General features: G+C 52.9%; 23 protein-coding genes. 12 read left to right on the top strand and 11 right to left on the bottom strand.

Features of this window, described 5'->3' with window-relative positions; genetic code table 11:
* Positions 1-169: 169 nt before the first annotated feature.
* From prmA to acuI, 8 genes are all read right to left on the bottom strand, one after another.
* Positions 170-1,051, bottom strand: coding sequence for a 50S ribosomal protein L11 methyltransferase (prmA, locus tag OGX97_RS02490; protein WP_003025221.1), 882 nt, complete (start codon positions 1,049-1,051; stop codon positions 170-172).
* 11 nt (positions 1,052-1,062) lie between these two features.
* On the bottom strand, positions 1,063-2,514 hold the full coding sequence (gene panF, locus OGX97_RS02485) for a sodium/pantothenate symporter (RefSeq protein ID WP_020996361.1): 1,452 nt from the start codon (positions 2,512-2,514) through the stop codon (positions 1,063-1,065).
* Complete coding sequence (locus OGX97_RS02480) at positions 2,504-2,746, bottom strand: YhdT family protein (protein WP_003828839.1); 243 nt, start codon at positions 2,744-2,746, stop codon at positions 2,504-2,506. The genes panF and OGX97_RS02480 overlap by 11 nt, the downstream gene beginning before the upstream one ends.
* 107 nt (positions 2,747-2,853) lie before the next feature.
* Entirely contained in the window at positions 2,854-4,203 is a 1,350-nt protein-coding gene (accC, locus tag OGX97_RS02475; protein WP_003828838.1) for an acetyl-CoA carboxylase biotin carboxylase subunit, read from the bottom strand.
* A 10-nt stretch (positions 4,204-4,213) separates the two neighbouring features.
* On the bottom strand, positions 4,214-4,684 hold the full coding sequence (accB, locus tag OGX97_RS02470; RefSeq protein WP_003025210.1) for an acetyl-CoA carboxylase biotin carboxyl carrier protein: 471 nt from the start codon (positions 4,682-4,684) through the stop codon (positions 4,214-4,216).
* Positions 4,685-5,076: 392 nt separating this feature from the next.
* The gene (gene msrQ / locus OGX97_RS02465) at positions 5,077-5,676 is read right to left on the bottom strand and encodes a protein-methionine-sulfoxide reductase heme-binding subunit MsrQ (RefSeq protein ID WP_048236876.1); all 600 of its coding nucleotides are present in this window, start codon (positions 5,674-5,676) and stop codon (positions 5,077-5,079) included.
* Complete coding sequence (gene msrP / locus OGX97_RS02460) at positions 5,677-6,681, bottom strand: protein-methionine-sulfoxide reductase catalytic subunit MsrP (protein ID WP_057067970.1); 1,005 nt, start codon at positions 6,679-6,681, stop codon at positions 5,677-5,679. It lies immediately after the preceding gene.
* 119 nt (positions 6,682-6,800) lie between these two features.
* Complete coding sequence (gene acuI, locus OGX97_RS02455; RefSeq protein ID WP_008785963.1) at positions 6,801-7,775, bottom strand: acrylyl-CoA reductase (NADPH); 975 nt, start codon at positions 7,773-7,775, stop codon at positions 6,801-6,803.
* A gap of 225 nt (positions 7,776-8,000) precedes the next feature.
* Here acuI and csrD point away from each other — a divergent pair, with 225 nt between their 5' ends.
* The 8 genes from csrD to tldD all read left to right on the top strand — a co-directional run bounded on the left by csrD (position 8,001) and on the right by tldD (position 20,450).
* Positions 8,001-9,941: an RNase E specificity factor CsrD gene (gene csrD / locus OGX97_RS02450; RefSeq protein ID WP_048215442.1), complete on the top strand. Its 1,941-nt coding sequence runs from the start codon at positions 8,001-8,003 to the stop codon at positions 9,939-9,941.
* 306 nt (positions 9,942-10,247) lie between these two features.
* On the top strand, positions 10,248-11,291 hold the full coding sequence (gene mreB, locus OGX97_RS02445) for a rod shape-determining protein MreB (RefSeq protein ID WP_000913396.1): 1,044 nt from the start codon (positions 10,248-10,250) through the stop codon (positions 11,289-11,291).
* Positions 11,292-11,357: 66 nt separating this feature from the next.
* Complete coding sequence (gene mreC, locus OGX97_RS02440) at positions 11,358-12,380, top strand: rod shape-determining protein MreC (protein WP_008785960.1); 1,023 nt, start codon at positions 11,358-11,360, stop codon at positions 12,378-12,380.
* Entirely contained in the window at positions 12,381-12,869 is a 489-nt protein-coding gene (gene mreD / locus OGX97_RS02435) for a rod shape-determining protein MreD (RefSeq protein ID WP_003025196.1), read from the top strand.
* Positions 12,870-12,876: 7 nt separating this feature from the next.
* Positions 12,877-13,470: a Maf family protein gene (locus OGX97_RS02430; protein WP_032945152.1), complete on the top strand. Its 594-nt coding sequence runs from the start codon at positions 12,877-12,879 to the stop codon at positions 13,468-13,470.
* Positions 13,460-14,929 carry a ribonuclease G gene (gene rng / locus OGX97_RS02425; protein WP_003025190.1) on the top strand — a complete coding sequence of 490 codons (1,470 nt, stop codon included), beginning with the start codon at positions 13,460-13,462 and terminating at the stop codon, positions 14,927-14,929. Before OGX97_RS02430 ends, rng begins: the two co-directional genes overlap by 11 nt.
* Before the next feature lie 111 nt (positions 14,930-15,040).
* Positions 15,041-18,841, top strand: coding sequence for an AsmA2 domain-containing protein YhdP (gene yhdP / locus OGX97_RS02420; RefSeq protein ID WP_071444712.1), 3,801 nt, complete (start codon positions 15,041-15,043; stop codon positions 18,839-18,841).
* Between the two features lie 163 nt (positions 18,842-19,004).
* On the top strand, positions 19,005-20,450 hold the full coding sequence (tldD, locus tag OGX97_RS02415) for a metalloprotease TldD (protein ID WP_003025183.1): 1,446 nt from the start codon (positions 19,005-19,007) through the stop codon (positions 20,448-20,450).
* Positions 20,451-20,536: 86 nt separating this feature from the next.
* Here tldD and aaeR read toward each other — a convergent pair whose 3' ends face one another.
* Entirely contained in the window at positions 20,537-21,466 is a 930-nt protein-coding gene (aaeR, locus tag OGX97_RS02410) for an HTH-type transcriptional activator AaeR (protein WP_008785957.1), read from the bottom strand.
* Between the two features lie 184 nt (positions 21,467-21,650).
* On the opposite strand from aaeR, the gene aaeX reads away from it, so the two are divergent.
* The 4 genes from aaeX to OGX97_RS02390 all read left to right on the top strand — a co-directional run bounded on the left by aaeX (position 21,651) and on the right by OGX97_RS02390 (position 25,165).
* Positions 21,651-21,854 (top strand): p-hydroxybenzoic acid efflux pump operon protein AaeX, encoded by a 204-nt coding sequence (gene aaeX, locus OGX97_RS02405; protein ID WP_003828816.1) that lies wholly within the window; start codon positions 21,651-21,653, stop codon positions 21,852-21,854.
* Positions 21,855-21,861: 7 nt separating this feature from the next.
* Entirely contained in the window at positions 21,862-22,794 is a 933-nt protein-coding gene (aaeA, locus tag OGX97_RS02400; RefSeq protein ID WP_057067981.1) for a p-hydroxybenzoic acid efflux pump subunit AaeA, read from the top strand.
* 5 nt (positions 22,795-22,799) lie between these two features.
* Positions 22,800-24,767 (top strand): p-hydroxybenzoic acid efflux pump subunit AaeB, encoded by a 1,968-nt coding sequence (aaeB, locus tag OGX97_RS02395; protein ID WP_048236868.1) that lies wholly within the window; start codon positions 22,800-22,802, stop codon positions 24,765-24,767.
* 119 nt (positions 24,768-24,886) lie between these two features.
* The gene (locus OGX97_RS02390) at positions 24,887-25,165 is read left to right on the top strand and encodes a barstar family protein (RefSeq protein ID WP_071444710.1); all 279 of its coding nucleotides are present in this window, start codon (positions 24,887-24,889) and stop codon (positions 25,163-25,165) included.
* Between the two features lie 57 nt (positions 25,166-25,222).
* Here OGX97_RS02390 and yhcN read toward each other — a convergent pair whose 3' ends face one another.
* Positions 25,223-25,489: a peroxide/acid stress response protein YhcN gene (yhcN, locus tag OGX97_RS02385; protein WP_003828812.1), complete on the bottom strand. Its 267-nt coding sequence runs from the start codon at positions 25,487-25,489 to the stop codon at positions 25,223-25,225.
* Positions 25,490-25,865: 376 nt separating this feature from the next.
* A complete protein-coding gene (gene argR / locus OGX97_RS02380) occupies positions 25,866-26,336 on the bottom strand; it encodes a transcriptional regulator ArgR (protein ID WP_003025162.1) in 471 nt (156 codons plus the stop codon).
* Positions 26,337-26,384: the final 48 nt, after the last annotated feature.

Raw genomic sequence — 26,384 nt, 5'->3', positions numbered from 1 at the left:
CATGCTGCCAGCAAAGTTGTTGTAAAACAGTTGAAACGCATACGTTTACTCAACGAGAATCAATATAAAAAATAACAAAATCAATTGATTATTATATCGCTGAGGAAAGTGTCGGTATGCTGGTCAATTGTCTGAAAATGGCGTGGTCAGATAACCACGCCGGAAGGGATTATTTTTTCTGGCCGGTAATGCGACACCACTCTTCTTTCTCGATAACCGGATCGAGCGTAAAGAGATCGGCATAGGCTTCACAGACGCTTTCCGCCTGGCTGGCAAGAATACCAGAAAGCCCCAGCAAACCGCCCTCAACGGGCAGTACGCTGATTAACGGAGCCAGTTCACGTAATGGGCCAGCAAGAATGTTGGCGACCACCACGTCGGCTTTCATCGCCTCTGGCTGGTCTTTCGGCAGATAAAGCTCCAGACGCTCAGAAACACCATTACGCTGGGCGTTATCACGGCTGGCCTGAATCGCTTGCGGGTCGATATCCACGCCAATGGCTTTCGCCGCACCCAGCTTCAGTGCCGCAATGGCAAGAATGCCGGAGCCGCAGCCAAAGTCGATAACCGTTTTACCGTTAAGATCAAGACCGTCCAGCCATTGCAGGCACAGAGAGGTAGTGGGGTGCGTGCCTGTACCAAACGCCAGACCCGGGTCCAGCATCACGTTGACAGCATTCTCATCCGGGACATCGCGCCAGCTTGGGCAAATCCACAGACGCTCACCAAAGCGCATCGGGTGGAAGTTATCCATCCATTCGCGTTCCCAGTCTTTGTCTTCGAGCTGTTCGATTTTATGCGCGAAGCCTTCACCCAGCAGCGGATGCTGTTCCAGGATGGCAACCACTTCTTTCATGTCGGTTTCTGCATCGAACAAGCCGATAACGTCGGTATCACCCCACAGGCGAGTCTCGCCCGGCAGAGGTTCAAATACCGGCGTATCATGCGTATCCTGGAAAGTAATGGAAACGGAGCCCGCTTCCATCAGCGCATCGCTCAACTCTTCAGCGTTGGCACCGGTCGTGTTCAGTTTCAGTTGGATCCATGGCATGGCAAAACTCTTTATTTATCAGTAGTCAATATGGCGGCTTGCGGGACGGCGGAACCGAAACGGTTGCCTATCAAGAAAGCCAGCAAGCTTATCAGTAACGAGGGCACGATTGGGTGGAAGCCCAGGAACTGAACGTTAAAGGTGGCGAGTAGAGCATAAAGCACGCCGCCGACAATCATCGCGCTCAATGCGCCTGACGCGTTTGCCCGCTCCCAATAGAGGCCCAGCACCAGCGGCCACAGGAAGACGGCTTCCAGCCCGCCAAACGCCAGCAGATTAAGCCAGATAATCATCTCTGGCGGTTTCCAGGCGGCCAGCAACAGTAACGCGCCCAGCAGCAGGGTAATCACTGCCGACATGCGTTTCAGCCGGGTTTCGTTTTCCAGCTGTTCCGGGCGAAGGTTCAGGTACAGATCCTTAATGATCGTAGCGGAACTTTGCAGCAATTGGGCATTGATCGTCGACATGATCGCGGCCATAGGTGCGGCGAGGAAAATCCCGGCAGCGACCGGCGGCAGGACTTTGACCATCAGCGTAGGGATTACCAGATCCGGTACCGTCAGGTCAGGGATTACCGCCCGTCCCAGGGCGCCCGCCAGATGCATACCAAACATCAGGATCGCCACCACGATGGTGCCGATGATAATGCCGCGGTGTACCGCTTTACTGTCTTTATAAGAGATACAGCGTACCGCCGTATGCGGCAGGCCAATCACGCCAAAGCATACCAGCACCCAGAATGAGGTCATAAACGTGGGTGACAAAATGTCATCAGCGCCCTGCGGCGAAACCAGTTTAGGATCGATAGTCTGCAGGGTTACCACCGCATTGCTGAGGCCACCGGCAGCATGAACAACGCCGACCAGCAAAACGATAGTACCAATCAGCATCACCATGCCCTGCATGGTGTCGTTCAACACGCTGGCGCGAAAGCCGCCGAACGCCGTGTATAACGCGATGCTGACGCCAAAAATCAGCAGACCGGTTTCGTAGGGGATACCCGCTGCGGTTTCCAGCAAACGTGCGCCGCCAATAAACTGTACGGTCATTGCCCCGACAAACGCGACCAACAGGCTGAGGCTTGCCAGCCATACCAGCAGGCGGCTCTGGTAGCGTGCAAATAGCATATCGTTGAGGGTAACAGCATTATAACGGCGTGCCAGAATGGCGAATTTCTTACCAAGAATCCCCAATGAGAGCCATACGGCGGGCAACTGGATCATCGCTAGCAGCACCCATCCCAGTCCGTATTTGTAAGCGGCACCAGGACCGCCAATAAACGAGCTGGCGCTAATGTAGGTTGCCGTTAGCGTCATCGCTAACACGACGCCGCCCATGGAGCGGCTGCCGAGGAAATATTCATTCAGGAAGGTACCGGTCGATCTCTTGCGCATGGCATAAACTGAGAGACCGAAGACCACCAGAAGATAGGCGACCAGCGGAAAAATAACTTCAAGCTGCATCGTCATCCTCCAACGGAATGTCGCGATAGATAAACTTCACCATCGCCCAGCACAGCACGATAAAAACCAGCGGCGTTAGCAGGCAGGCCATTTCGAACCAGTGCGGTAAGCCGGTAAAACCCAGCGTTGAATCTGGTAAGTAAGCGGCCACTAACCATGTGACCAGATATAAAAGGGTTAGCCACAGCGCCCAGCGCGCCTCTTTATGGGCCTGAACAAAACGAGCGTCCATTTTTTGTCCCTTGTGGATAAAGAAAGCGGGGATTGTACCTTATGGCACGTGCGGGAGGGGAGAAAAACAAAAGGCCGGAATTTCCGGCCTTTTCGGTTAACGCACGCTTACTTTTCCTGAAGTCCGAGTTTTTTCTCCAGGTAGTGGATATTGGTTCCACCGTGCTGGAAGTGCTCGTCATTCATGATACGGATCTGCAGGTCAACGTTGGTTTTGATACCGTCGATGATCAGTTCCTGCAATGCGTTTTTCATACGGGCGATAGCGACGTCGCGGTTTTCGCCATAGCAGATCAGCTTACCGATCATTGAGTCATAGTACGGAGGTACGGTGTAGCCTGCGTAAATATGAGACTCCCAACGCACACCAAAGCCACCCGGTGCGTGGAAACGCGTGATTTTACCCGGGCTTGGCAGGAAGGTGTTCGGGTCTTCGGCGTTGATACGGCATTCTACCGCATGGCCTTTAACCACAACTTCGTCCTGCTTGATGGACAGCGGTTGACCCGCTGCGATGCGCAGCTGCTCTTTGATCAGATCAACGCCGGTGATCATTTCGGTTACCGGGTGTTCAACCTGAATACGGGTGTTCATCTCAATGAAGTAGAATTCGCCGTTTTCGAACAGGAACTCGAAAGTACCCGCCCCGCGATAGCCGATATCAACACACGCTTTGGCGCAACGCTCGCCGATGTAGCGACGCAGTTCCGGGGTAATGCCCGGCGCTGGTGCTTCTTCGACAACTTTCTGGTGACGACGCTGCATGGAGCAGTCACGTTCTGCCAGATAAATTGCGTTACCCTGACCGTCAGCCAGCACCTGAATTTCAATGTGGCGTGGGTTTTCCAGGTATTTCTCCATGTAGACCATGTCGTTATTGAAAGCGGCTTTTGCTTCCGCTTTGGTCATGGAGATGGATTGTGCCAGTTCGGCATCGCTGCGCACGACGCGCATACCGCGACCGCCGCCGCCGCCGGAGGCTTTGATGATAACCGGGTAGCCGATGCGTTTAGCATGAGCGCGGTTAGCGTCCATGTCATCGCCCAGCGGGCCGTCAGAGCCTGGGACTGTCGGTACGCCCGCTTTCTTCATCGCGGTGATTGCAGACACTTTGTCGCCCATCAGGCGGATGGTGTCGGCTTTCGGGCCGATGAAGATAAAGCCAGAACGCTCTACCTGCTCAGCAAAGTTGGCGTTCTCAGAGAGGAAGCCATAGCCCGGGTGAATTGCCACCGCGCCGGTGATTTCAGCGGCGCTGATGATAGCCGGGATGTTCAGATAGCTTTTTACGGACGGAGCCGGGCCGATACAGACCGTCTCATCCGCCAGCAATACGTGTTTTAAATCGCGATCCGCACTTGAATGCACAGCGACAGTCTTGATGCCCAGTTCTTTACAGGCACGAAGAATACGCAGGGCAATCTCGCCGCGGTTGGCGATAACAATTTTATCCAACATGTTCGCCTCGTTATTCGATGACGACCAGCGGCTCGTCAAATTCTACCGGTTGACCACTTTCTACCAGGATCGCTTTAACTACGCCGGATTTGTCGGCTTCGATCTGGTTCATCATTTTCATGGCTTCAACGATGCACAGGGTATCGCCCGCATTCACTTTCTGTCCGATTTCGATGAACGCTTTAGCATCCGGGCTCGGGGTGCGGTAGAACGTACCAACCATTGGGGAGCGTACGATGTGACCACTGATTTCCGCTGCTGCCGGAGCTTCCATACTTGGAGAGGCAGTTTGTGCGACAGCGTTAGACAGAGCTGGTTGCTGCATCACTGGTGCAGCATAAGCCTGTTGCATCATCGGAAAACTTGCAGCTGGCGCTGCACGGCTGATGCGTACAGATTCTTCGCCTTCAGAAATTTCCAGTTCGGAGATGCCTGATTCTTCAACCAGCTCGATCAGCTTTTTAATCTTACGAATATCCATGAGTGGGTTCCGTACTCTTTGTTTAGTGAGATTGTGACAGGCGTTTTACCGCCGTCTGTATAGCATTTTTATAACAGTGAGTGACAAGATGCCACGCATCTCAGGCGCTGCACTGGGTGCTGCTGCCATTAAGTGAGATTGCCAGACTTGTTAGTCATTGTGCGGCTATCTTCTGCCATTTTCGGGTAAAAGACAAAATATACCTTCAATATGCGATTGTCACCCTTTCAGCGCCTTAAAAACGCTACCGGGGATAGCAAAGTCGCACATTATAACTATTTCGTAGCAATTGGCAGCTAAATACTGGTCTTATCAGGGAAGATAATCAACCGTTAACATGTAAAGAAAATCGGATCGTCCGTGTTTTGCAACGCACTGCACATATCGTGAAACTACCGCCACCACTGGCGAAACTTCTTGTAACGGCACGCTAACAGCACCGCAGCGAGCGCTGCATAAATAATCGGTTGAGGGGAGATAATTTTTACCGACCACAGATAATGTATGGGTGCCAGGATCGCCACAAGATAGACGAAGTTGTGCAAATACTGCCAGTTTTTACCCAGCTTTCGCTGTGCAGCCTGCGTGGACGTTAAGGTGAGGGCGAATAATATGACCCAACTGACAATGCCCAAGGTTAAATAAGGTCGCGTAATTAATTCCCGCCCTAACAACGCCAGATTATTAATGCCCAGTTCCAGTAACGCGTAGCTGGTTAAATGCAGTGTTGCCCAGGCGAAACACCATAGCCCTAACAGGCGACGTGTGCGTATCAATAATGGCTGTTTAGCGTAGCGCGCGAGTGGAGAGACCAGCAAGGTCGCCAGCAAGAATTTCAGAGCTGTCCTACCGGTAAAGTGCTGGATATCTTTGACCGGATCGGCGCTCAGGCCGCCGTGATTTATCGCCCAAAATAGCCAGATAAACGGCAAAAAACCGGCAAGATGCAGGCAAACTTTCAGCCCGGTAATATACTTTGCGGTCAGTCGCACTTAAAAATTCTCCTGCAAATTGAGTCCGCGATACAGTGACGCAACCTCTTCGGCATAGCCGTTAAACATCAGCGTAGGCTGACGCTGTACGTCCAGAATACCGCCAGCGCCAATAAAACGCTCAGTGGCCTGGGACCAGCGGGGATGATCGACATGCGGATTCACGTTGGCATAAAACCCGTATTCATTGGGCGCGGCCAGATTCCAGGTTGTCGGAGGGCGTTCGCGCGTGAGTTTGATACTCACGATCGACTTAATGCCTTTAAATCCATATTTCCACGGCACAATTAAGCGAATGGGCGCGCCATTTTGTGGCGGAAGGGCCTTACCATAAACCCCCACGGTAAGCAGTGTGAGTGGGTGCATTGCTTCATCCAGGCGCAACCCTTCAACATAGGGATACTTCAGCCCGCCGCCAATAAAGCGATCTTTTTGTCCTGGCATTTCTTCCGGTGCGTACAGCGTTTCGAACGCGACATACTTCGCATTGCTGGTGGGTTCTACCTGCGCCAACAGTTTATGTAACGGAAAGCCAATCCACGGCACGACCATTGACCAGGCTTCCACGCAGCGCATGCGGTAAATCCGTTGCTCCAGCGGGAAACGGGTGGTCAAGGTATCGTGATCGAGAGTGAGTGGTTTGGCGACCTCACCACTGATTTTTAATGTCCACGGATCGGTTTTCAGGCTACCCGCGTTGGCTGCCGGATCCGCTTTGTCGAGACCGAATTCATAGAAGTTGTTGTAGCCAGAAACTTTATCCGCTGGGGTTAAAGGAAGCGAATTTTGCCAGGCGGCGGGCTTGCTGAAATCAAGCGGCTTTCCCGCGGGCGCGGGCGGGCGGTCATTACCCTTAAACCAACTCAGAAGGTCAGCCTGCGCAGAGTGGGGTAAAGACAACGCGGCTGCGCTGATCCCTAATGCTTTCAGCACATGGCGACGCTGCATAAAAAAAGCCGACTCGTCAGTGACGTCGGCTTCTGTAAATGGACGTAATTTCTTCATAACAGACTCCCGGCTTACGCGTCATAACTGACAGGGGACGCGTAGTTAATATGGCAGGGAGTCTGTAGATGTGCCGCGAAATTTCGTTAATTAAGTGTAAATTTCTGCGCCAGGGTCTGTTACTTCACCTTCACCAGCGTACGGCCTTGCACCTGGTTATTGATGATGGCATCGGCGAACTTCGGCGCATCCGCCAGCGTAATTTCCGTTGCCGCCTGAGCATAGAAAGATTCCGGCAGATCCTTAACCAGACGAGCCCAGGCTTCTGCACGGCGTGTCGGCGGGGTCATCACCGAGTCCACTCCTTGCAAACGAACGTTACGCAGAATGAATGGCATTACCGTGGTTGGCAGAGCGAAACCGCCCGCCAGACCGCAGGCGGCAACACAGCCGCCGTAGTTCATCTGCGCGAGGACTTTCGCCAGAACTTTGTCGCCAACGGTATCCACCGCGCCAGCCCACAGCTGTTTTTCCAGCGGGCGAGATTCAGCAAATTCATCGCGGCCAAGAATACGATTAGCGCCCAGGCTTTTCAGGTAGTCGTGGGTGCTTTCACGACCCGAAACCGCCGCAACCTGATAACCCAGTTTATGCAGTAACGCAACGGCCGTGCTGCCCACGCCTCCGCTGGCACCAGTGACGACAATCTCACCGTCTTGCGGACGAATTCCTGCATCTTCAAGCGCCATGACGCAAAGCATGGCGGTAAAGCCAGCGGTACCGATGACCATGGCTTTACGTCCATCCAGCCCTTTTGGCAGCGCAACCAGCCAGTCGCCTTTCACGCGTGCGCGTTCTGCCAGTCCACCCCAATGATTTTCACCTACGCCCCAACCGGTCAGTAAAACCTCCTGACCCGCATGAAAACGGGGATCTTCGCTTGCACGCACGGTACCAGCGAAATCGATACCAGGAATCATCGGAAAATTACGAATGATTTTTCCCTTGCCGGTGATAGCCAGGGCGTCTTTATAGTTCAGGCTTGACCAGTGGACATCCACCGTTACATCGCCTTCCGGTAGCTGATTTTCGTCGAGGGGTTGAACGGATGCGAGGGTTTTTCCGTCCTGCTGTTCTAAGATCAAAGCCTGCATAACCTGTCCTCAATTCGTATAGTGGATTGGAAAATTAATAATGAAGACTATACTCGCTAATCAAAACATGATGCCGATTCTGCGCAATAAATTGCCAGATATACCTGATTTGGTAGTATGCCCTCACAGTTTGTATAAATTGGCGGATTTTGCGGTCAGTTTTGCATTTTAGAGTCGATTTATCACTTTCAGGCCTGTTTCATAACTGTCGGAGTTAACACAAGGATGCGATTAACGACGAAATTTTCAGCTTTTGTCACGCTGCTTACTGGGTTAACGATCTTCGTGACTCTGATCGGCTGTTCGCTGAGTTTCTACAACGCTATTCAATATAAGTTCACCACGCGCGTTCATGCGGTCGCGACGGCGATTGATACGCATCTGGTCTCCAGAGATGTCGTTGCGTTAACCCCGCAAATCGATGAACTGATGGTTTCTGTTGATATCGTTCGCATCGAACTGTTGCAGGGCGAAAACGTGGTGTATGACCACTCACGGACCAGCAGCTACCGACCGGCAGGGACAAACAATCTCTACCGCGAGATTACCGTACCGTTGGTCAAGCATCCGGGTATGTCATTGCGTCTGGTTTATCAGGATCCGATGGGTAACTATTTCCATTCGCTACTGACCACCGCACCGCTCACGATAGCCATTGCTTTCATTATTCTGATGCTCTTTTTGTCTGTGCGCTGGCTTCAGCGCCAGCTTTCGGGTCAGGAGCTGCTGGAGATTCGTTCCACGCGTATTCTGAACGGCGAACGTGGACCGAACGTGCGGGGAACGGTCTATGAATGGCCTGCGCGTACCAGCAGTGCGCTCGATATGCTGCTGACTGAAATTCAAAATGCCCGCGAGCAACGCAGCCGCCTGGATACGCTGATTCGTTCCTATGTCGCGCAGGATACAAAAACCGGGCTAAGCAACCGCTTGTTTTTTGATAACCAACTGGCCACGCTGCTGGAAGATCAGGAAAAAGTAGGCTCGCATGGCGTCGTGATGATGGTGCGCCTGCCGGACTTTACGCTGCTGCGTGATAGCTGGGGAATCACCCTCGCGGAAGAACAAATCTCGACGCTGATCAATTTGTTGTCGACTTTTATGACGCGCTATCCGGGCGCGTTGCTGGCGCGCTACCACCGTAGCGATTTTGCTATCCTGCTGCCGCACCGTACTCTGAAAGAGGCGGAAAGTATCGCCGGGCAATTATTAAAAGCGGTAGATGCACTTCCGGCTAATAAAATGATCGATCGTGCCGATATGGTTCATATTGGCATTTGCGTTTGCCGCAGCGGTCAGTCGCCGGAGCAAGTGATGGATCATGCTGAAGCCGCCACCCGGAATTCGGTATTGCAGGGCGGAAATAGCTGGTCGGTCTATGATGACTCGCTGCCGGAAAAAGGTCGGGGCAACGTACGCTGGCGAACGCTGATCGAACAGATGCTCAGCCGGGGCGGGCCAAGAATTTATCAAAAGCCTGCAGTAACGCGCGAAGGTCGGGTGCATCATCGGGAGTTGATGTGCCGTATTTTTGATGGCAACGAAGAGGTCATTTCGGCGGAATATATGCCGATGGTCCTGCAATTTGGTCTGGCAGAAGAATATGACCGTTTGCAGATAAGCCGTCTGATCCTGCTTTTGGGCTACTGGCCGCAGGAAAATCTGGCGATGCAGACAACGGTTGAATCGCTTATTCGTCCACGTTTTCAGCGCTGGCTGCGTGATACGCTGATGCAGTGCGAAAAATCATTACGCAAACGCATAATTATTGAACTTGCTGAGGCAGATGTCTGTCAACATATCAGCCGGTTACAGCCCGTTATCAGATTGATGAATGCGCTGGGCGTGCGTATTGCCGTTACGCAGGCGGGGTTAACGCTGGTGAGCACCAGTTGGATCAAAGAGCTTAACGTTGAGTTATTGAAGCTACATCCAAGTCTGGTGAGGAACATTGATAAGCGAACGGAAAATCAGCTTCTGGTTCAAAGCCTGGTGGAGGCCTGTTCGGGAACACCCACGCAGGTTTACGCCACGGGCGTACGTTCGCGTAGTGAGTGGCATACGCTGACAGAACGCGGAGTTGCGGGTGGGCAAGGGGATTTTTTTGCCGCATCACAACCACTTGACACTAACGTGAAAAAATATTCGCAAAGATACTCGGTTTAACCTGCCGTTTAATTTGTTTTCACGTAGAATAACGCGCGCTGTGCCTTCTGGGGGTGTGCTTGCCTGCTCGCCAGGTTGTAACAGCAAACATGCAGGTGAATGACCTTTGACAGGTTGCAAACAAAAGCGAGGAGTGCTGCTGATTTATTCAGCCCTGATGGACTCAGGCCGGTTTTGTAACAAAGGAAACGAACTGCACTAATTTTCACCGTAGCAGATGATTTTTGCGCCTTGTCGCTGCTGCGTGTGGTTGGTAAAGTAAGCGGATTTTGTTTTCCGCCCCAGCTTTCAGGATTATCCCTTAGTATGTTGAAAAAATTTCGTGGCATGTTTTCCAATGACCTGTCCATTGACCTGGGTACCGCGAATACCCTTATTTATGTAAAAGGACAAGGCATCGTATTGAATGAGCCTTCTGTTGTGGCCATTCGTCAGGATCGTGCCGGTTCGCCGAAAAGCGTGGCTGCAGTAGGTCATGATGCGAAGCAGATGCTGGGTCGTACGCCGGGCAATATCGCTGCAATTCGCCCAATGAAAGACGGCGTTATCGCTGACTTCTTCGTGACTGAAAAAATGCTCCAGCACTTTATCAAGCAAGTGCACAGCAATAGCTTCATGCGCCCAAGCCCGCGCGTACTGGTGTGTGTACCGGTTGGAGCAACTCAGGTTGAACGCCGTGCGATCCGTGAATCCGCTCAGGGCGCAGGTGCTCGTGAAGTCTTCCTGATCGAAGAGCCGATGGCGGCCGCGATCGGTGCGGGTCTGCCAGTCTCTGAAGCAACCGGTTCAATGGTTGTTGATATCGGTGGTGGTACCACTGAAGTTGCCGTTATCTCCCTGAACGGCGTGGTTTACTCCTCTTCTGTCCGTATTGGCGGCGACCGCTTCGATGAAGCCATCATTAATTATGTTCGTCGTAACTACGGTTCACTGATCGGTGAAGCGACCGCAGAACGTATTAAACACGAGATCGGTTCCGCTTATCCGGGTGACGAAGTGCGCGAAATCGAAGTTCGCGGTCGTAACCTGGCTGAAGGCGTTCCGCGCGGCTTTACCCTGAACTCTAACGAGATTCTGGAAGCTCTGCAGGAACCACTGACCGGTATCGTGAGCGCAGTAATGGTTGCACTGGAACAGTGCCCGCCGGAACTGGCGTCTGACATCTCCGAACGCGGTATGGTGCTGACCGGTGGCGGTGCGCTGCTGCGTAACCTTGACCGTCTGTTAATGGAAGAAACCGGTATTCCAGTTGTTGTTGCTGAAGATCCGCTGACCTGCGTGGCGCGCGGCGGCGGCAAGGCGCTGGAAATGATCGACATGCACGGCGGCGACCTGTTCAGCGAAGAGTAATCGGATGCAGGTTGGGTAGCCCCCGCGGGTTGCCCTTCCGCTCTGATACGAGAATACGCATAGACTATGAAGCCAATTTTTAGCCGTGGCCCGTCGCTACAGATTCGCCTTATTCTGGCGGTGCTGGTGGCGCTCGGCGTTATTATTGCCGACAGCCGCCTGGGTACGTTTAGTCAAATCCGAACGTACATGGATACCGCCGTCAGTCCTTTCTACTTTATCTCAAATGGTCCTCGTGAATTACTCGACGGCGTGTCGCAAACGCTGGCTTCGCGTGACCAACTCGAACTTGAAAACCGGGCGTTGCGTCAGGAACTGCTGCTGAAAAATAGCGAACTACTGATGCTGGGGCAATACAAACAGGAGAACGCGCGTTTGCGTGAGCTGCTGGGATCGCCATTGCGTCAGGACGAACAAAAGATGGTGACGCAGGTCATCTCAACGGTTAATGACCCTTACAGCGATCAGGTCGTGATCGACAAAGGGAGCGTTAACGGCGTCTACGAAGGCCAGCCGGTTATTAGCGACAAAGGTGTAGTAGGTCAGGTCGTGGCGGTGGCTAAATTGACCAGCCGCGTGCTGCTGATTTGCGATGCGACGCATGCGCTGCCCATTCAGGTACTGCGTAATGATATCCGCGTGATCGCTGCGGGTAACGGCTGCACCGACGATCTTCAGCTCGAACACCTGCCGGCTAACACCGATATTCGCGTTGGCGATGTGCTGGTCACCTCGGGTCTGGGTGGACGTTTCCCTGAAGGTTATCCGGTTGCTGTTGTTTCTTCCGTTAAGTTGGACACTCAGCGCGCTTATACCGTGATTCAGGCTCGCCCGACTGCGGGTCTGCAGCGTCTGCGCTATCTGCTGCTGTTGTGGGGTGCCGATCGTAATGGCGCAAACCCGATGACGCCGGAAGAAGTACACCGCGTTGCTAATGAACGTCTGATGCAAATGATGCCGCAAGTTCTGCCTGCACCAGATACCATGGGACCGCCTGCGCCAATACCAGCACCTGCAACAGGCGTGGCTCCAGCGCCCGCAGATACCACGCCGCCACAACCTGCTCCGCGTAAGCCGGGAGGACAGTAAGTGGCAAGCTATCGTAGCCAGGGACGTTGGGTGATTTGGCTCTCGTTCCTTATTGCACTGTTGCTGCAAGTCATGCCCTGGCCGGATGACATTCTGGTTTTCCGGCCAAACTGGGTGCTGCTCATCTTGTTGTATTGGATCCTGGCACTGCCGCATCGCGTAAATGTGGGCACGGGATTTGTGGTGGGTGCCATACTGGATCTCATCAGCGGCTCCACGCTTGGCGTGCGCGCATTGTCGATGAGTATCATTGCTTATCTGGTCGCGTTGAAATTCCAGCTATTCCGAAACCTCGCGCTCTGGCAACAGGCGCTGGTGGTCATGTTGTTATCACTGGTCGTGGATATTATTGTTTTCTGGGCCGAGTTTTTAGTGATCAACGTCTCTTTCAGACCTGAAGTGTTCTGGAGTAGTGTAGTGAATGGTGTGCTTTGGCCATGGCTATTCTTACTGATGCGTAAAGTCCGTCAGCAGTTTGCGGTGCAATAAGGTTGATATGAATACTCTGTATCTTGCTTCAGGTTCTCCACGTCGTCAGGAGTTGCTCGCTCAGCTTGGTGTTACGTTTGAACGACTGGTCCCAGGGATTGAAGAACAGCGGCACCCGCAGGAAAGCGCGCAGCAGTACGTTTCCCGTCTGGCGCGCGAAAAAGCGCAGGCTGGCGTAGCGCTGGCCCAGCGCGATTTGCCGGTATTGGGTGCGGATACCATCGTTATCCTTAATGGCGAAGTGCTGGAAAAACCTCACGACGCCGACCATGCCGCAGTAATGCTGCGCAAACTGTCGGGCAAAACGCATCAAGTTATGACGGCCGTGGCACTGGCCGATCGCCAGCACAGTCTGGACTGCCTGGTAGTGACGGAAGTGACATTCAGAGCACTAACCGATGAGGACATCGCGGGCTATGTTGCCAGCGGTGAACCAATGGATAAAGCAGGTGCATACGGTATTCAAGGGTTGGGTGGCTGTTTTGTCAGGAAGATAAATGGCAGCTATCACGCCGTAGTCGGCTTACCGCTGGTAGAAACGTATGAGTTGCTGACCAATTTTAACGCACTGCGTGAGAAAAGGGATAAACATGACGGCTGAATTGTTGGTAAACGTAACGCCATCGGAAACTCGGGTGGCTTACATCGATGGTGGTATTCTGCAGGAAATTCATATTGAACGTGAGGCGCGACGCGGAATCGTAGGCAATATCTACAAAGGTCGTGTAAGTCGTGTACTTCCGGGTATGCAGGCGGCTTTTGTAGATATTGGACTGGATAAAGCCGCATTTCTTCACGCTTCTGACATCATGCCGCACACCGAATGCGTGGCGGGTGAAGAACAAAAACAGTTCACCGTACGCGACATCTCTGAACTGGTGCGCCAGGGTCAGGATCTGATGGTGCAGGTGGTAAAAGATCCGTTGGGAACTAAAGGTGCACGCCTGACGACGGACATCACGCTTCCTTCCCGTTATCTCGTCTTTATGCCGGGGGCTTCGCACGTTGGCGTATCCCAACGTATCGAAAGCGAAACCGAACGCGAACGCCTGAAAAAAGTGGTGGCGGATTACTGCGATGAGCAGGGTGGCTTCATCATTCGCACGGCGGCGGAAGGCGTATGTGAAGAGGATCTGGCCTCGGATGCTGCCTACCTGAAGCGCGTCTGGACGAAAGTCATGGAGCGTAAAAAGCGCCCGCAAACGCGCTACCAGATGTACGGTGAATTGGCCCTGGCACAGCGCGTGTTGCGTGACTTTGCCGATGCGCAGCTTGACCGCATCCGCGTCGACTCCCGTCTGACCTATGAGGCGTTACTGGAATTTACGGCGGAATATATCCCCGAGATGACCAGCAAGCTGGAACATTACAGCGGGCGCCAGCCTATTTTTGATCTCTTTGACGTTGAGAATGAAATCCAGCGCGCGCTGGAACGCAAAGTTGAGCTGAAGTCCGGCGGCTATCTGATCATCGATCAAACCGAAGCGATGACCACCGTGGATATCAACACCGGCGCGTTTGTTGGGCATCGTAATCTCGACGACACTATCTTTAATACTAATATTGAAGCAACGCAGGCCATTGCTCGTCAGCTGCGTCTGCGTAACCTCGGCGGTATTATCATTATCGATTTTATCGACATGAATAATGAAGATCACCGTCGCCGGGTGCTGCACTCCCTGGAGCAGGCTCTGAGCAAGGATCGCGTAAAAACCAGCATTAACGGTTTTTCACAGCTGGGCCTGGTGGAGATGACGCGCAAACGCACACGTGAAAGCGTGGAACATGTACTGTGCAACGAGTGTCCGACCTGCCATGGGCGTGGTACGGTGAAAACGGTGGAAACCGTATGCTATGAAATCATGCGCGAAATCGTGCGCGTACACCATGCATATGACTCCGATCGTTTCCTGGTTTATGCCTCTCCGGCAGTGGCTGAAACCCTGAAAGGTGAAGAGTCACATGCGCTGGCGGAAGTTGAGATCTTTGTCGGCAAACAGGTCAAAGTACAAATCGAACCGCTGTATAACCAGGAGCAGTTCGACGTCGTCATGATGTAAATCGTGTAGTGGCACCCGCGCATGTAGGCCGGATAAGGCGCAAGCGCCGTTATCCGGCAATATTCACTCAAGGGGTGTGAGTCATATTTTTTGGTAGACAAGGAGAGGCGCGTGAGGCGATTGCCGGGGATTTTACTGCTCACTGGAGCCGCATTCGTTGTCATCGCAGCGCTGCTGGTCAGTGGACTGCGCCTTGCGTTACCTCATCTTGATAGCTGGCGTCCGGCCATTCTTGGCAAGATTGAATCCGCCACAGGTCTGCCTGTTTCCGCTAGCCAGCTTTCTGCCAGCTGGCAAAATTTCGGTCCTACGCTTGAAGCGCGCAATATCCATGCGCAGCTGAAAGATGGGGGAGAATTTTCGGTAAAACGCGTCACGCTGGCGCTGGATGTCTGGCAAAGTTTGCTGCACATGCGCTGGCAGTTTCGCGATCTCACCTTCTGGCAACTGCAGTTGCGCACCAATACGCCTATCCAGCGCAGCGAAGGCGGAGATGGGATTGAAACCGGCCATCTCAGCGATCTCTTCCTGCGTCAGTTTGATCATTTCGATCTACGCGACAGCCATATCAGCTTTATAACCCTCTCAGGTCAACGTGCTGAACTGGCGATCCCCCAGCTTACCTGGTTGAATGGTAAAAATCGGCATCGCGCCGAGGGTCAGGTCAGCCTCTCCAGCCTGACTGGACAGCACGGCATTATGCAGGTGCGTATGGATCTGCGTGATGACGAAGGGCTGTTGAATAACGGTCGAGTTTGGCTGCAGGCAGACGACATCGACGTCAAACCATGGCTGGGCAAATGGATGCAGGATAATGTCGCGCTACAAACCGCGCGTTTTAGCCTGGAAGCATGGATGACGATCAGCAAAGGTGTCGTTTCTGGTGGTGATGTCTGGCTGAAAAAAGGCGGGGCAAGTTGGCTGGGTGAAAATCGTACGCATACGCTTTCCGTCGATAATCTGACGGCGCACATCAGCCGTGAAGAGCCGGGCTGGCAATTCTCTATTCCCGATACGCGTATCACCATGGATGATAAGCCCTGGCCGAGCGGGGCATTAACGCTAGCCTGGATCCCTGAGCAGGAAGTCGGTGGCGAGAATAACAAACGCAGTGATGAGCTACGCATTCGCGCCAGTAATCTGGAACTGGCTGGGTTAGAAGGACTGCGTCCGATGGCGTCCAGGCTATCGCCTGCGCTGGGTGATATCTGGCGGGCCACGCAACCCAGCGGCAAAATAGATGTGCTTGCGCTGGATATCCCGTTACAGGCGACAGAAAAAACCCGCTTCCTGTCCTCGTGGACCGATTTGGCCTGGAAACAGTGGAAGCTGCTGCCGGGGGCAGAACATTTCTCCGGTACGCTTGCGGGCAGCGTTGAAAATGGGGCGCTCACCGCCTCCATGAAACAAGCAAAAATGCCGTATGAAACCGTCTTCCGCGCGCCGTTGGAAATAGAGAACGGCGTGGCGACGCTAAGCTGGCTGAAGAATGATAAAGGCTTCCAGTTAGACGGGCGCAACATTGATGTTAAAGCGAAAGCGGTACATGCGCGCGGTGGTTTTCGCTATCTGCAACCGGCTGATGATGAGCCATGGTTGGGCATTCTGGCCGGTATCAGTACCGACGATGGCTCCCAGGCCTGGCGTTATTTCCCGGAAAACCTGATGGGTAAGGATCTGGTTGACTACCTCAGCGGCGCTATTCAGGGCGGCGAAGCGGATAACGCCACGCTGGTGTATGGCGGTAACCCGAATCTGTTCCCGTATCTGCACAATGAAGGGCAGTTTCAGGTCCTGGTGCCGCTACGCAATGCGAAATTTGCTTTCCAGCCCGACTGGCCTGCGCTAACCGATCTTAATATCGAACTAAACTTCATTAACGATGGCCTGTGGATGAAGACGGATAGCGTCAATCTAGGCGGCGTGAAGGCCAGTAACCTGACGGCTAATATTCCCGACTATGCAAAAGAAAAGCTGCTGATTGATGCCGATATCAACGGGCCAGGCAAGGCGGTTGGACCTTATTTTGATGAGACTCCGTTGAAGGATTCTCTCGGTGCCACGCTGGAACAGTTGCAAATTGACGGTGATGTGAATGCTCGCTTACATCTTGATATTCCGCTAGACGGCTCGCTGGTTACCGCCAAAGGCGACGTCAACCTGCGTAATAACAGCTTGTTTATTAAACCACTCGACAGCACGCTGAAGAATTTGAATGGTAAATTCAGCTTTATCAACGGCGATCTGAAGAGCGAGCCGATGACGGCGAACTGGTTTAATCAGCCGCTGAACGTCGACTTCTCCACCACCGAAGGGGCGAAAGCCTATCAGGTAGCCGTGAACCTGCAAGGCGACTGGCAGCCAACCCGCATGGGGATTTTACCGGCGCAGGTCAACGATGCGTTAAGCGGTAGCATGGCGTGGAATGGCAAAGTGGGTATCGATCTTCCGTATCATGCCGGGCCGACCTACGACATTGAGCTAAAGGGTGACCTGAAGAATGTAAGTAGTCACTTACCTGCTCCGCTGAATAAGGCGCCCGGTGAAGCGTTGCCGGTGAATGTTAAGGCCAACGGTAATCTGCGCAGCTTTGAACTGACCGGTAATGCTGGCAGTAAGAACCACTTTAACAGCCGCTGGTTGCTGAATCAGAAACTGACGCTTGACCGCGCTATCTGGACGTCGGAAAGCCGTACTGTGCCCGCGTTACCCGATCAGCAAGGCATTGAGCTTAATCTTCCCCCTATGGATGGCGCGCAATGGCTGGCGTTGTTCCAAAAAGGCGCAGCGGATAACGTTGGCACTAATGCCAACTTCCCACAACGCATCACCGTGCGTACGCCATCGTTATCCCTGGGCGGTCAGCAGTGGAATAATTTGAGTATTGTGTCTGAGCCTGCGAGCAATGGCTCCATCGTACAGGCGCAGGGTCGTGAAATTAACGCCACGCTGGCGATGCGCAATAATGCGCCATGGCTGACCAATATTAAGTATCTTTATTACAACCCTAGCGCGGCGAAAGCGTCACCGGGCAACACATCAGCCTCGCCGTTTTCCGCCGTGGACAACTTCAGCTTCCGCGGCTGGCCGGACCTTCAGTTACGCTGTGCCGAGTGCTGGATGTGGGGACAGAAATATGGGCGCATTGATGCCGATGTAGCAATTAAAGGCGACACGCTAACGTTGAGCAACGGTCTGTTGGATACGGGCTTTGCCAGACTGACCACCGATGGCGTGTGGGTGAATGCGCCGGGCAAAGAGCGAACGTCACTGAAGGGTAAACTGAGCGGCAGTAAAATTGACTCCGCTGCCAGTTTCTTTGGCGTATCGACCCCGATTCGTAACTCTTCGTTCAACGTGGAGTATGACCTGCACTGGCGTAACCCGCCGTGGGATCCGGACGAAGCATCGCTGAATGGGATTTTGCGTACCCGGTTGGGCAAAGGTGAGCTTACCGAACTCAGTACCGGGCATGCGGGGCAACTGTTGCGACTGCTGAGCTTTGATGCGTTGCTACGTAAACTGCGTTTTGATTTTAGCGATACCTTCAGTGAAGGTTTCTATTTCGACTCGATTCGCAGCACGGCGTGGATCAAAGATGGTGTGATGCATACCGACGACACGCTGGTGGATGGTCTGGAGGCAGACATTGCGATGAAAGGCTCAGTGAACCTGGTCCGTCGGGAGTTGGATATGGAAGCCATTGTCGCGCCTGAAATTTCTGCCACCGTAGGGGTTGCCGCTGCGTTTGCTGTCAACCCGATTGTCGGCGCGGCGGTATTTGCTGCCAGTAAGGTTCTGGGACCATTGTGGAGCAAAGTTTCGATTCTGCGCTATCGCATCACCGGTCCGGTCGATAAACCGCAGATTAACGAAGTTCTGCGTCAGCCGCGCAAAGAAAGCCAGCAATGATTTGACGGGGGCGAGTAATTGCCCCAATCTCAGTACAGTGATCTTCTACCGCAGTCCGTAGGCCGGAAAAGGCGTTCACGCCGCCATCCGGCATTGAAGTGCCTGATGGCGACGCTGGCGCGTTTTATCAGGCCTACAACAGAAACTAATGAGTACCAAAACGATGAGTCTGAACCTGGTAAGTGAACAATTGCTAGCGGCGAATGGCCTGAAACATCAGGATCTGTTTGCCATTCTGGGCCAACTGGCCGAACGCCGTCTTGACTACGGCGATCTCTATTTTCAGTCGAGCTATCACGAATCCTGGGTTTTAGAAGACCGCATCATTAAAGACGGTTCTTACAATATCGATCAGGGTGTTGGCGTGCGCGCCATCAGCGGCGAAAAAACAGGGTTTGCCTATGCAGACCAGATTAGCCTGCTGGCGTTGGAGCAAAGTGCTCATGCTGCCCGTACTATCGTGCGTGACAGCGGTGACGGCAAAGTAAAAACGCTGGGAGCGGTTGAGCATCAGGCGCTTTACACTTCGGTTGATCCGTTACAGAGCATGAGCCGCGAAGAGAAACTGGATATTCTGCGTCGCGTTGATAGCGTGGCCCGTGCCGCCGACAAACGCGTCCAGGAAGTAACCGCCAGCCTGACCGGTGTTTATGAACTGATCCTGGTAGCAGCGACCGACGGTACGTTGGCCGCTGATGTTCGTCCGCTCGTACGCCTGTCCGTAAGCGTACAGGTCGAAGAGGACGGTAAGCGCGAGCGCGGTGCCAGCGGTGGTGGCGGTCGTTTTGGCTATGACTATTTCCTTGGCGACCTTGATGGTGAAGTCCGTGCTGACGCGTGGGCGAAAGAAGCCGTACGCATGGCGTTAGTTAATCTGTCCGCGGTAGCAGCACCTGCTGGTACGCTGCCGGTAGTACTCGGCGCTGGCTGGCCTGGCGTTCTGCTGCATGAAGCGGTCGGTCATGGTCTGGAAGGTGACTTTAACCGCCGTGGTACCTCGGTATTCAGCGGTCACATGGGTGAGCTGGTGGCGTCGGAACTGTGTACCGTTGTGGATGATGGCACAATGGCGGACCGTCGTGGCTCTGTGGCTATTGATGATGAAGGCACACCGGGTCAGTACAACGTGCTGATCGAAAACGGTATTCTGAAAGGCTACATGCAGGACAAACTGAACGCGCGCCTGATGGGCGTCGCGCCAACGGGTAACGGTCGCCGTGAATCTTACGCGCACCTGCCGATGCCACGTATGACCAACACCTACATGCTGCCGGGGAAATCCACGCCGCAGGAAATCATCGAATCCGTTGAATACGGTATTTATGCACCTAACTTCGGCGGCGGCCAGGTGGATATCACCTCCGGGAAATTTGTGTTCTCGACGTCTGAAGCGTATCTGATTGAAAACGGTAAAGTAACCAAACCGGTGAAAGGCGCGACGCTGATTGGGTCTGGTATCGAAGCGATGCAGCAGATTTCAATGGTAGGTAACGACCTGAAGCTGGATAACGGGGTTGGTGTGTGCGGTAAAGAAGGGCAGAGCCTGCCGGTGGGCGTGGGCCAGCCGACACTGAAGGTGGATAACCTGACGGTGGGTGGTACTGCATAACATCATGATGTATGCCCGATAAGCACCAGCGCTATCGGGCATCTTTCCGGACGCGGCGTCAACGCCTTATCCGGCCAATACTCTTTTTATTTCTCTTTTCCCCGGCCGTACATCCCCTGAAAAAGCTGCGCTACATCGACAAAATACTCCGTCAGATAGTTAATCACCACCTGGACCTTGAGCGGCAGTTTGTCTTTTTCGGTATACAGCGCATAGACCGGACGCGGATCCGACTGGTAGCGGGGGAGCAGGATCTCCACTTCGCCACGATTGATCTCATTGATCACCCACATTAGCGGCACATAGGCAATGCCCGCACCCGCAGCCAGCCAGCGCACCAATGTCATCGGATCGTTAGTCACAAAACGCCCCTCTGGGATCAGGCGGGTGGAAATTCCTTCCGGAGCGATAAGCTCGAATTCATTATCCGGGCGCACGCTGTATTCCAGCCACGAGTGGTTGCTGAGATCGGCGGGTTTCTCCGGGGCACCAAACTGTGCGAGATAGCTTTTAGCCGCGCAGACTACCATCGGCATGGCACCCAGGCGACGCGAGAACAGACTGGAGTCCTGCAACGCACCGACGCGGATAACCACGTCCAGACCATCGGCGATTAAATCCGGGGCCGGGATGCCTGTTACCAGATTTACCGTCAGACCGGGGTATTCCTTCAGCATGGTCGCGGTCAATCCGGCGAGGACATTTTGTGCCATGGTTGAAGAACAACCAATTCGCAGCGTGCCGATGGGCGTGTTGTTAAAGGCATAAAGCTGCTCGTGAACATCCTGCGCTTCGTGCAGCATTCTCCGGCAGCCCTGGTAGTAAATTTTACCGGCTTCGGTCAGCCCAATGCTGCGTGTACTGCGGTTCAGCAGCTTAACCTGTAGCTCATCTTCCAGTTTGGAGACCGTCTGGCTTATCGATGAAACGCTCATTTGTAGCTGTCTTGCGGCGGCGGTGAAGGAGCCCAGTTCGACGACTTTGGCGAACACCGACATACGTTTTAATCGTTCCATTGTTCACTCTGGCTTAAAAGTGATTTAGATCACATAATATAGATAACAGCATAACAGTTACGTTAATATATTATTATTCAAATAACAGCTATGTCGCTCTCGCCTGGCTCATCCTTGCCCTTCTCTGCGGTGACATACGCTAGAAAATCTATCACCTGCACTCTCTTAAGTTACCAAGGTCAACATGAGTCTGTTTCCCGTTATCGTGGTGTTTGGTTTGTCCTTCCCACCGATTTTTTTCGAATTACTTTTGTCACTGGCGATTTTCTGGCTGGTGCGCCGGATGCTGGTTCCAACCGGCATCTATGATTTTGTCTGGCATCCGGCTCTGTTTAACACCGCGCTGTATTGCTGCCTGTTCTATTTAATAACGCGCCTGTTCGTTTGAGGTTGAAGTGAAAACACTAACAAAAAAACTCTCCCGTACGGCCACGACTCTCGTACTGGTCATTCTGGCCTTCATCGCTATTTTTCGCGCATGGGTGTATTACACCGAGTCGCCATGGACACGTGATGCGCGTTTCAGCGCAGATGTCGTCGCTATTGCGCCGGATGTTGCGGGTCTTATTTCCAACGTTAACGTCCATGATAACCAACTGGTGAAAAAGGATCAGATTCTGTTCACCATCGATCAGCCACGCTATAAGAAAGCCCTTGAGCAGGCCGAAGCTGATGTTTCTTATTATCAGGTTCTGGCCCAGGAAAAACGCCAGGAGGCTGGTCGTCGTAACCGCCTGGGCGTGCAGGCCATGTCTCGTGAAGAGATTGACCAGTCAAACAACGTCCTGCAAACCGTATTACACCAGCTTGCGAAAGCACAAGCGACCCGCGACCTGGCAAAATTAGATCTGGAACGTACCGTCATTCGCGCACCAGCAGACGGTTGGGTCACTAACCTGAACGTTTATAGCGGCGAATTTATTACGCGTGGTTCCACAGCGGTGGCACTGGTCAAACAGCATTCTTTCTATGTGCTGGCTTATATGGAAGAAACCAAACTGGAAGGCGTTCGCCCTGGTTATCGCGCTGAGATCACCCCGTTGGGCAGTAATAATGTCTTAAAAGGCACCGTTGATAGCGTGGCGGCGGGTGTAACAAATGCCAGCAGTACGCAGGATGCAAAAGGTATGGCGACCATTGATTCAAATCTGGAATGGGTGCGCCTGGCGCAGCGTGTACCGGTGCGAATCCGTCTTGATGAGCAGCAAGGAACTCTGTGGCCTGCCGGGACAACGGCTACCGTTGTCATTACTGGTAAACAGGACCGTGATGCCAGCCAGGAGTCCTTCTTCCGTAAAATGGCGCACCGCCTGCGCGAATTTGGTTAATTGCGATGGGTATTTTCTCCATTGCAAACCAGCATATCCGCTTTGCGGTAAAACTGGCGTGCGCGATTGTACTGGCGCTGTTCGTTGGTTTTCACTTCCAACTTGAGACTCCGCGTTGGGCGGTGCTGACTGCAGCCATTGTGGCGGCAGGCCCGGCCTTTGCTGCCGGTGGGGAACCCTATTCAGGGGCTATTCGCTATCGCGGCATGCTGCGTATTGTCGGGACATTTATCGGTTGTATTGCCGGACTGATCATTATCATCAGTATGATCCGCGCTCCGTTATTGATGATCCTGGTGTGCTGTATCTGGGCCGGTTTTTGTACCTGGATCTCGTCACTGGTGAAGATCGAAAACTCCTATGCCTGGGGGCTTTCGGGCTATACGGCGCTGATCATCGTCATTACCATTCAGGCCGAACCGCTGCTGACGCCGCAATTTGCGCTCGAACGTTGCAGTGAAATTGTGATGGGGATTGTCTGTGCCATTGTGGCCGATCTACTTTTCTCTCCCCGTTCGATAAAACAAGAGATTGATGTTGAGCTGGACAGCCTGCTGGTGGCGCAATATCAACTGATGCAGTTGTGCATTAAGCACGGCGACAGCGAGGTTGTGGATAAAGCCTGGGGCGATTTAGTTCGTCGTACGGCAGCGCTGGAAGGTATGCGCAGTAACCTGAATATGGAGTCTTCACGCTGGGGGCGTGCTAACCGCAGGCTTAAAGCATTGAACACGCTGTCACTCACGCTCATCACGCAGTCCTGTGAAACCTATCTTATTCAGAACACCCGACCGGAACTGATCACTGATACTTTCCGCGAGTTGTTCGATACGTCGGTTGAAACGGCGCAGGATGTCCACAAACAGCTGAAGCGGATGCGTCGGGTTATTGTCTGGACTGGCGAACGTGAAACACCGGTAACGATTTATAGCTGGGCAGGTGCGGCGACGCGCTACCTGCTGCTCAAACGTGGTGTGGTGAGTAATACCAAGATTAGCGCTACGGAAGAAGAGATCCTGCAAGGTGAGCCGGTGGTGAAAGTGGAGTCTGCCGAGCGTCATCATGCGATGGTTAACTTCTGGCGTACCACGCTTTCTTGTGTGCTGGGGACCTTATTCTGGCTATGGACCGGATGGACCTCCGGCAGCGGTGCAATGGTGATGATTGCGGTCGTCACCTCGCTGGCAATGCGTTTGCCAAATCCTCGCATGGTGGCGATAGACTTTATCTATGGGACGTTGGCAGCGTTACCGCTCGGAGCGCTCTATTTCCTGGTGATTATCCCTAATACGCAACAAAGCATGCTGTTACTGTGCCTGAGCCTGGCGGTGCTGGGATTCTTTCTGGGGATTGAGGTACAGAAACGACGCCTGGGATCGATGGGGGCGCTGGCCAGCACCATTAATATCATTGTGCTGGATAACCCGATGACCTTCCACTTTAGTCAGTTCCTTGACAGTGCGCTGGGGCAGATTGTTGGCTGCGTGTTGGCGTTTATCGTCATTCTGCTGGTGCGTGATAACTCTCGCGACCGAACGGGTCGTGTATTGCTCAACCAGTTCGTGTCGGCGGCGGTTTCAGCAATGACCACCAATGTAGTCCGTCGTAAAGAAAACCATCTTCCGGCACTTTATCAGCAGCTGTTTTTGCTGATGAACAAGTTTCCCGGTGATCTGGCGAAGTTTCGCCTGGCGCTGACGATGATCATCGCGCACCAGCGCCTGCGTGATGCACCGGTACCGGTAAACGAGGATCTATCCGCATTCCATCGTCAGCTTCGGCGTACTGCCGATCACGTAATTTCAGCAGGAAATGACGACAAGCGCCGACGCTACTTTAGCCAGTTACTGGAGGAGCTCGAGGTCTACCAGGAGAAATTAATTATCTGGCAAGCACCGCCGCAGGTGACCGAGCCGGTAAAACGACTCAGTGGGATGCTGCACAAATACCAGCATGCGCTGGTCAGTAATTAAGAGTTGTAAACCGACGCTAAAAGCGTCGGTTTTTTTATGGCTATACTTAGCTGAAAATGCGAGAGACCCCTGGATATTGGCGGTCTGTAGAGTAGCTGGTGTCGGGATGGTGGCTATAGATGAACATCTATACATTTGATTTTGACGAGATAGAAGATCAGGGCGATTTCTATCGCGAGTTCACGCGCACATTCGGTCTGGCCCGGGAAAAGGTTGTTGATTTGGATTCTCTGTGGGAGGTGGTGACCGGGGAGGTCTTGCCGCTGCCGTTGGAGATTGAATTTGTCCATTTACCGGACAAGCTGCGCAGGCGATACGGCGCGTTGATTTTACTGTTCGATGAAGCGGAAGAAGAGCTGGAAGGGCAGTTGCGTTTTAACGTTCGTCACTCAATGTAAGACATAAAAAAGCCCCCGGCAGGCGGGGGCAAGTCGTCGGACTTAGACGACGAGGGTTTATTTGTAGAGTTCTGCAGTAGCGTGCCAGTGAGCACCTTCACGGAGTTCGGTGACGCGATAGCTGCTGGCGCCTGCTTTTTCAGCTTTAGCGGCGATGGCCTGACGCATGTCCATTGGTGAACTACCGATCTGAGAGACGGAGACGCTACCGATGGATTGCAGATTCTGTGCTTCTTGTGAGTTCACCTGAGTAACCGCGGCGCTTGCACCGAAGGAGAGAACAGAAAGAAGGCTTAAGGTTGCAATAGTAGTTTTGATTTTCATGATATTTACCTCGTCGAATTCTTTTATTGGGGTCTGTGTTTCGTGACCCTCATCACAAAATCAAGTATACACTAATCACCCGATAAATTAATACCACGCTAATTGTTTCATTGGGTTTTTAGTGTTAAGAAAATGATTTTTTATAACTCAATGGAATTAAAAAGAGCATTTCAAACAGCCTGTACAAAATAAATTCAATTAAATCATGTAGATACTTGATTTTGCAAAATGTGCGTTTTTAAGGCTGCACATTCACCATGTGAATGTATTTTGATGGTTAAACGCACCATTTGTTAAATCAATAGCAGTGGAAAAGAGAAGGAGGGGGATGAAAAGAGAGTGTTTTCCCCCGCCGCGAGGCGACGGGGAGGTGGTATTACAGTTCTTGTTCGAACAGTTCCAGAATGGCTTCGTACAGATCTTTTACCGTAAAACCCTTAGCTGGGGTGGTGAAGATGGTATCGTCACCGGCAATCGTACCCAGGATACCTTCCGCTTTCCCCAATGAGTCCAGCAGACGTGCAATCAACTGAGCAGCGCCAGGGCTGGTATGAATAACCACGACCGCATCGTTATAGTCGATATCCAACACCAGATTTTTCAGCGGACTGGAGGTCGTGGGTACGCCCAGTTCCGCCGGAAGGCAGTACACCATTTCCATTTTCGCATTGCGGGTACGCACGGCGCCAAATTTGGTCAGCATGCGTGAAACCTTGGACTGATTGATATTATCAAAGCCCTGATCCTGCAACGCGAGGACGATTTCGCCTTGAGAGCTGAACTTTTCTTCTTTAAGTAGCGCTTTAAACGCCTTTACTAATTCTTCTTGTTTTGCCGAGCTTCGCATAAGTCACCCGTAATATGGCGGTAGAAACAACATTATTGTGCATACAGA

This window comes from Citrobacter sp. Cpo061 (assembly GCF_030332845.1).
Lineage (GTDB): Bacteria > Pseudomonadota > Gammaproteobacteria > Enterobacterales > Enterobacteriaceae > Citrobacter > Citrobacter portucalensis.
The sequence above is the reverse complement of the archived record's forward strand: the minus strand, read 5'-3'. Positions and strand labels throughout refer to the sequence as shown.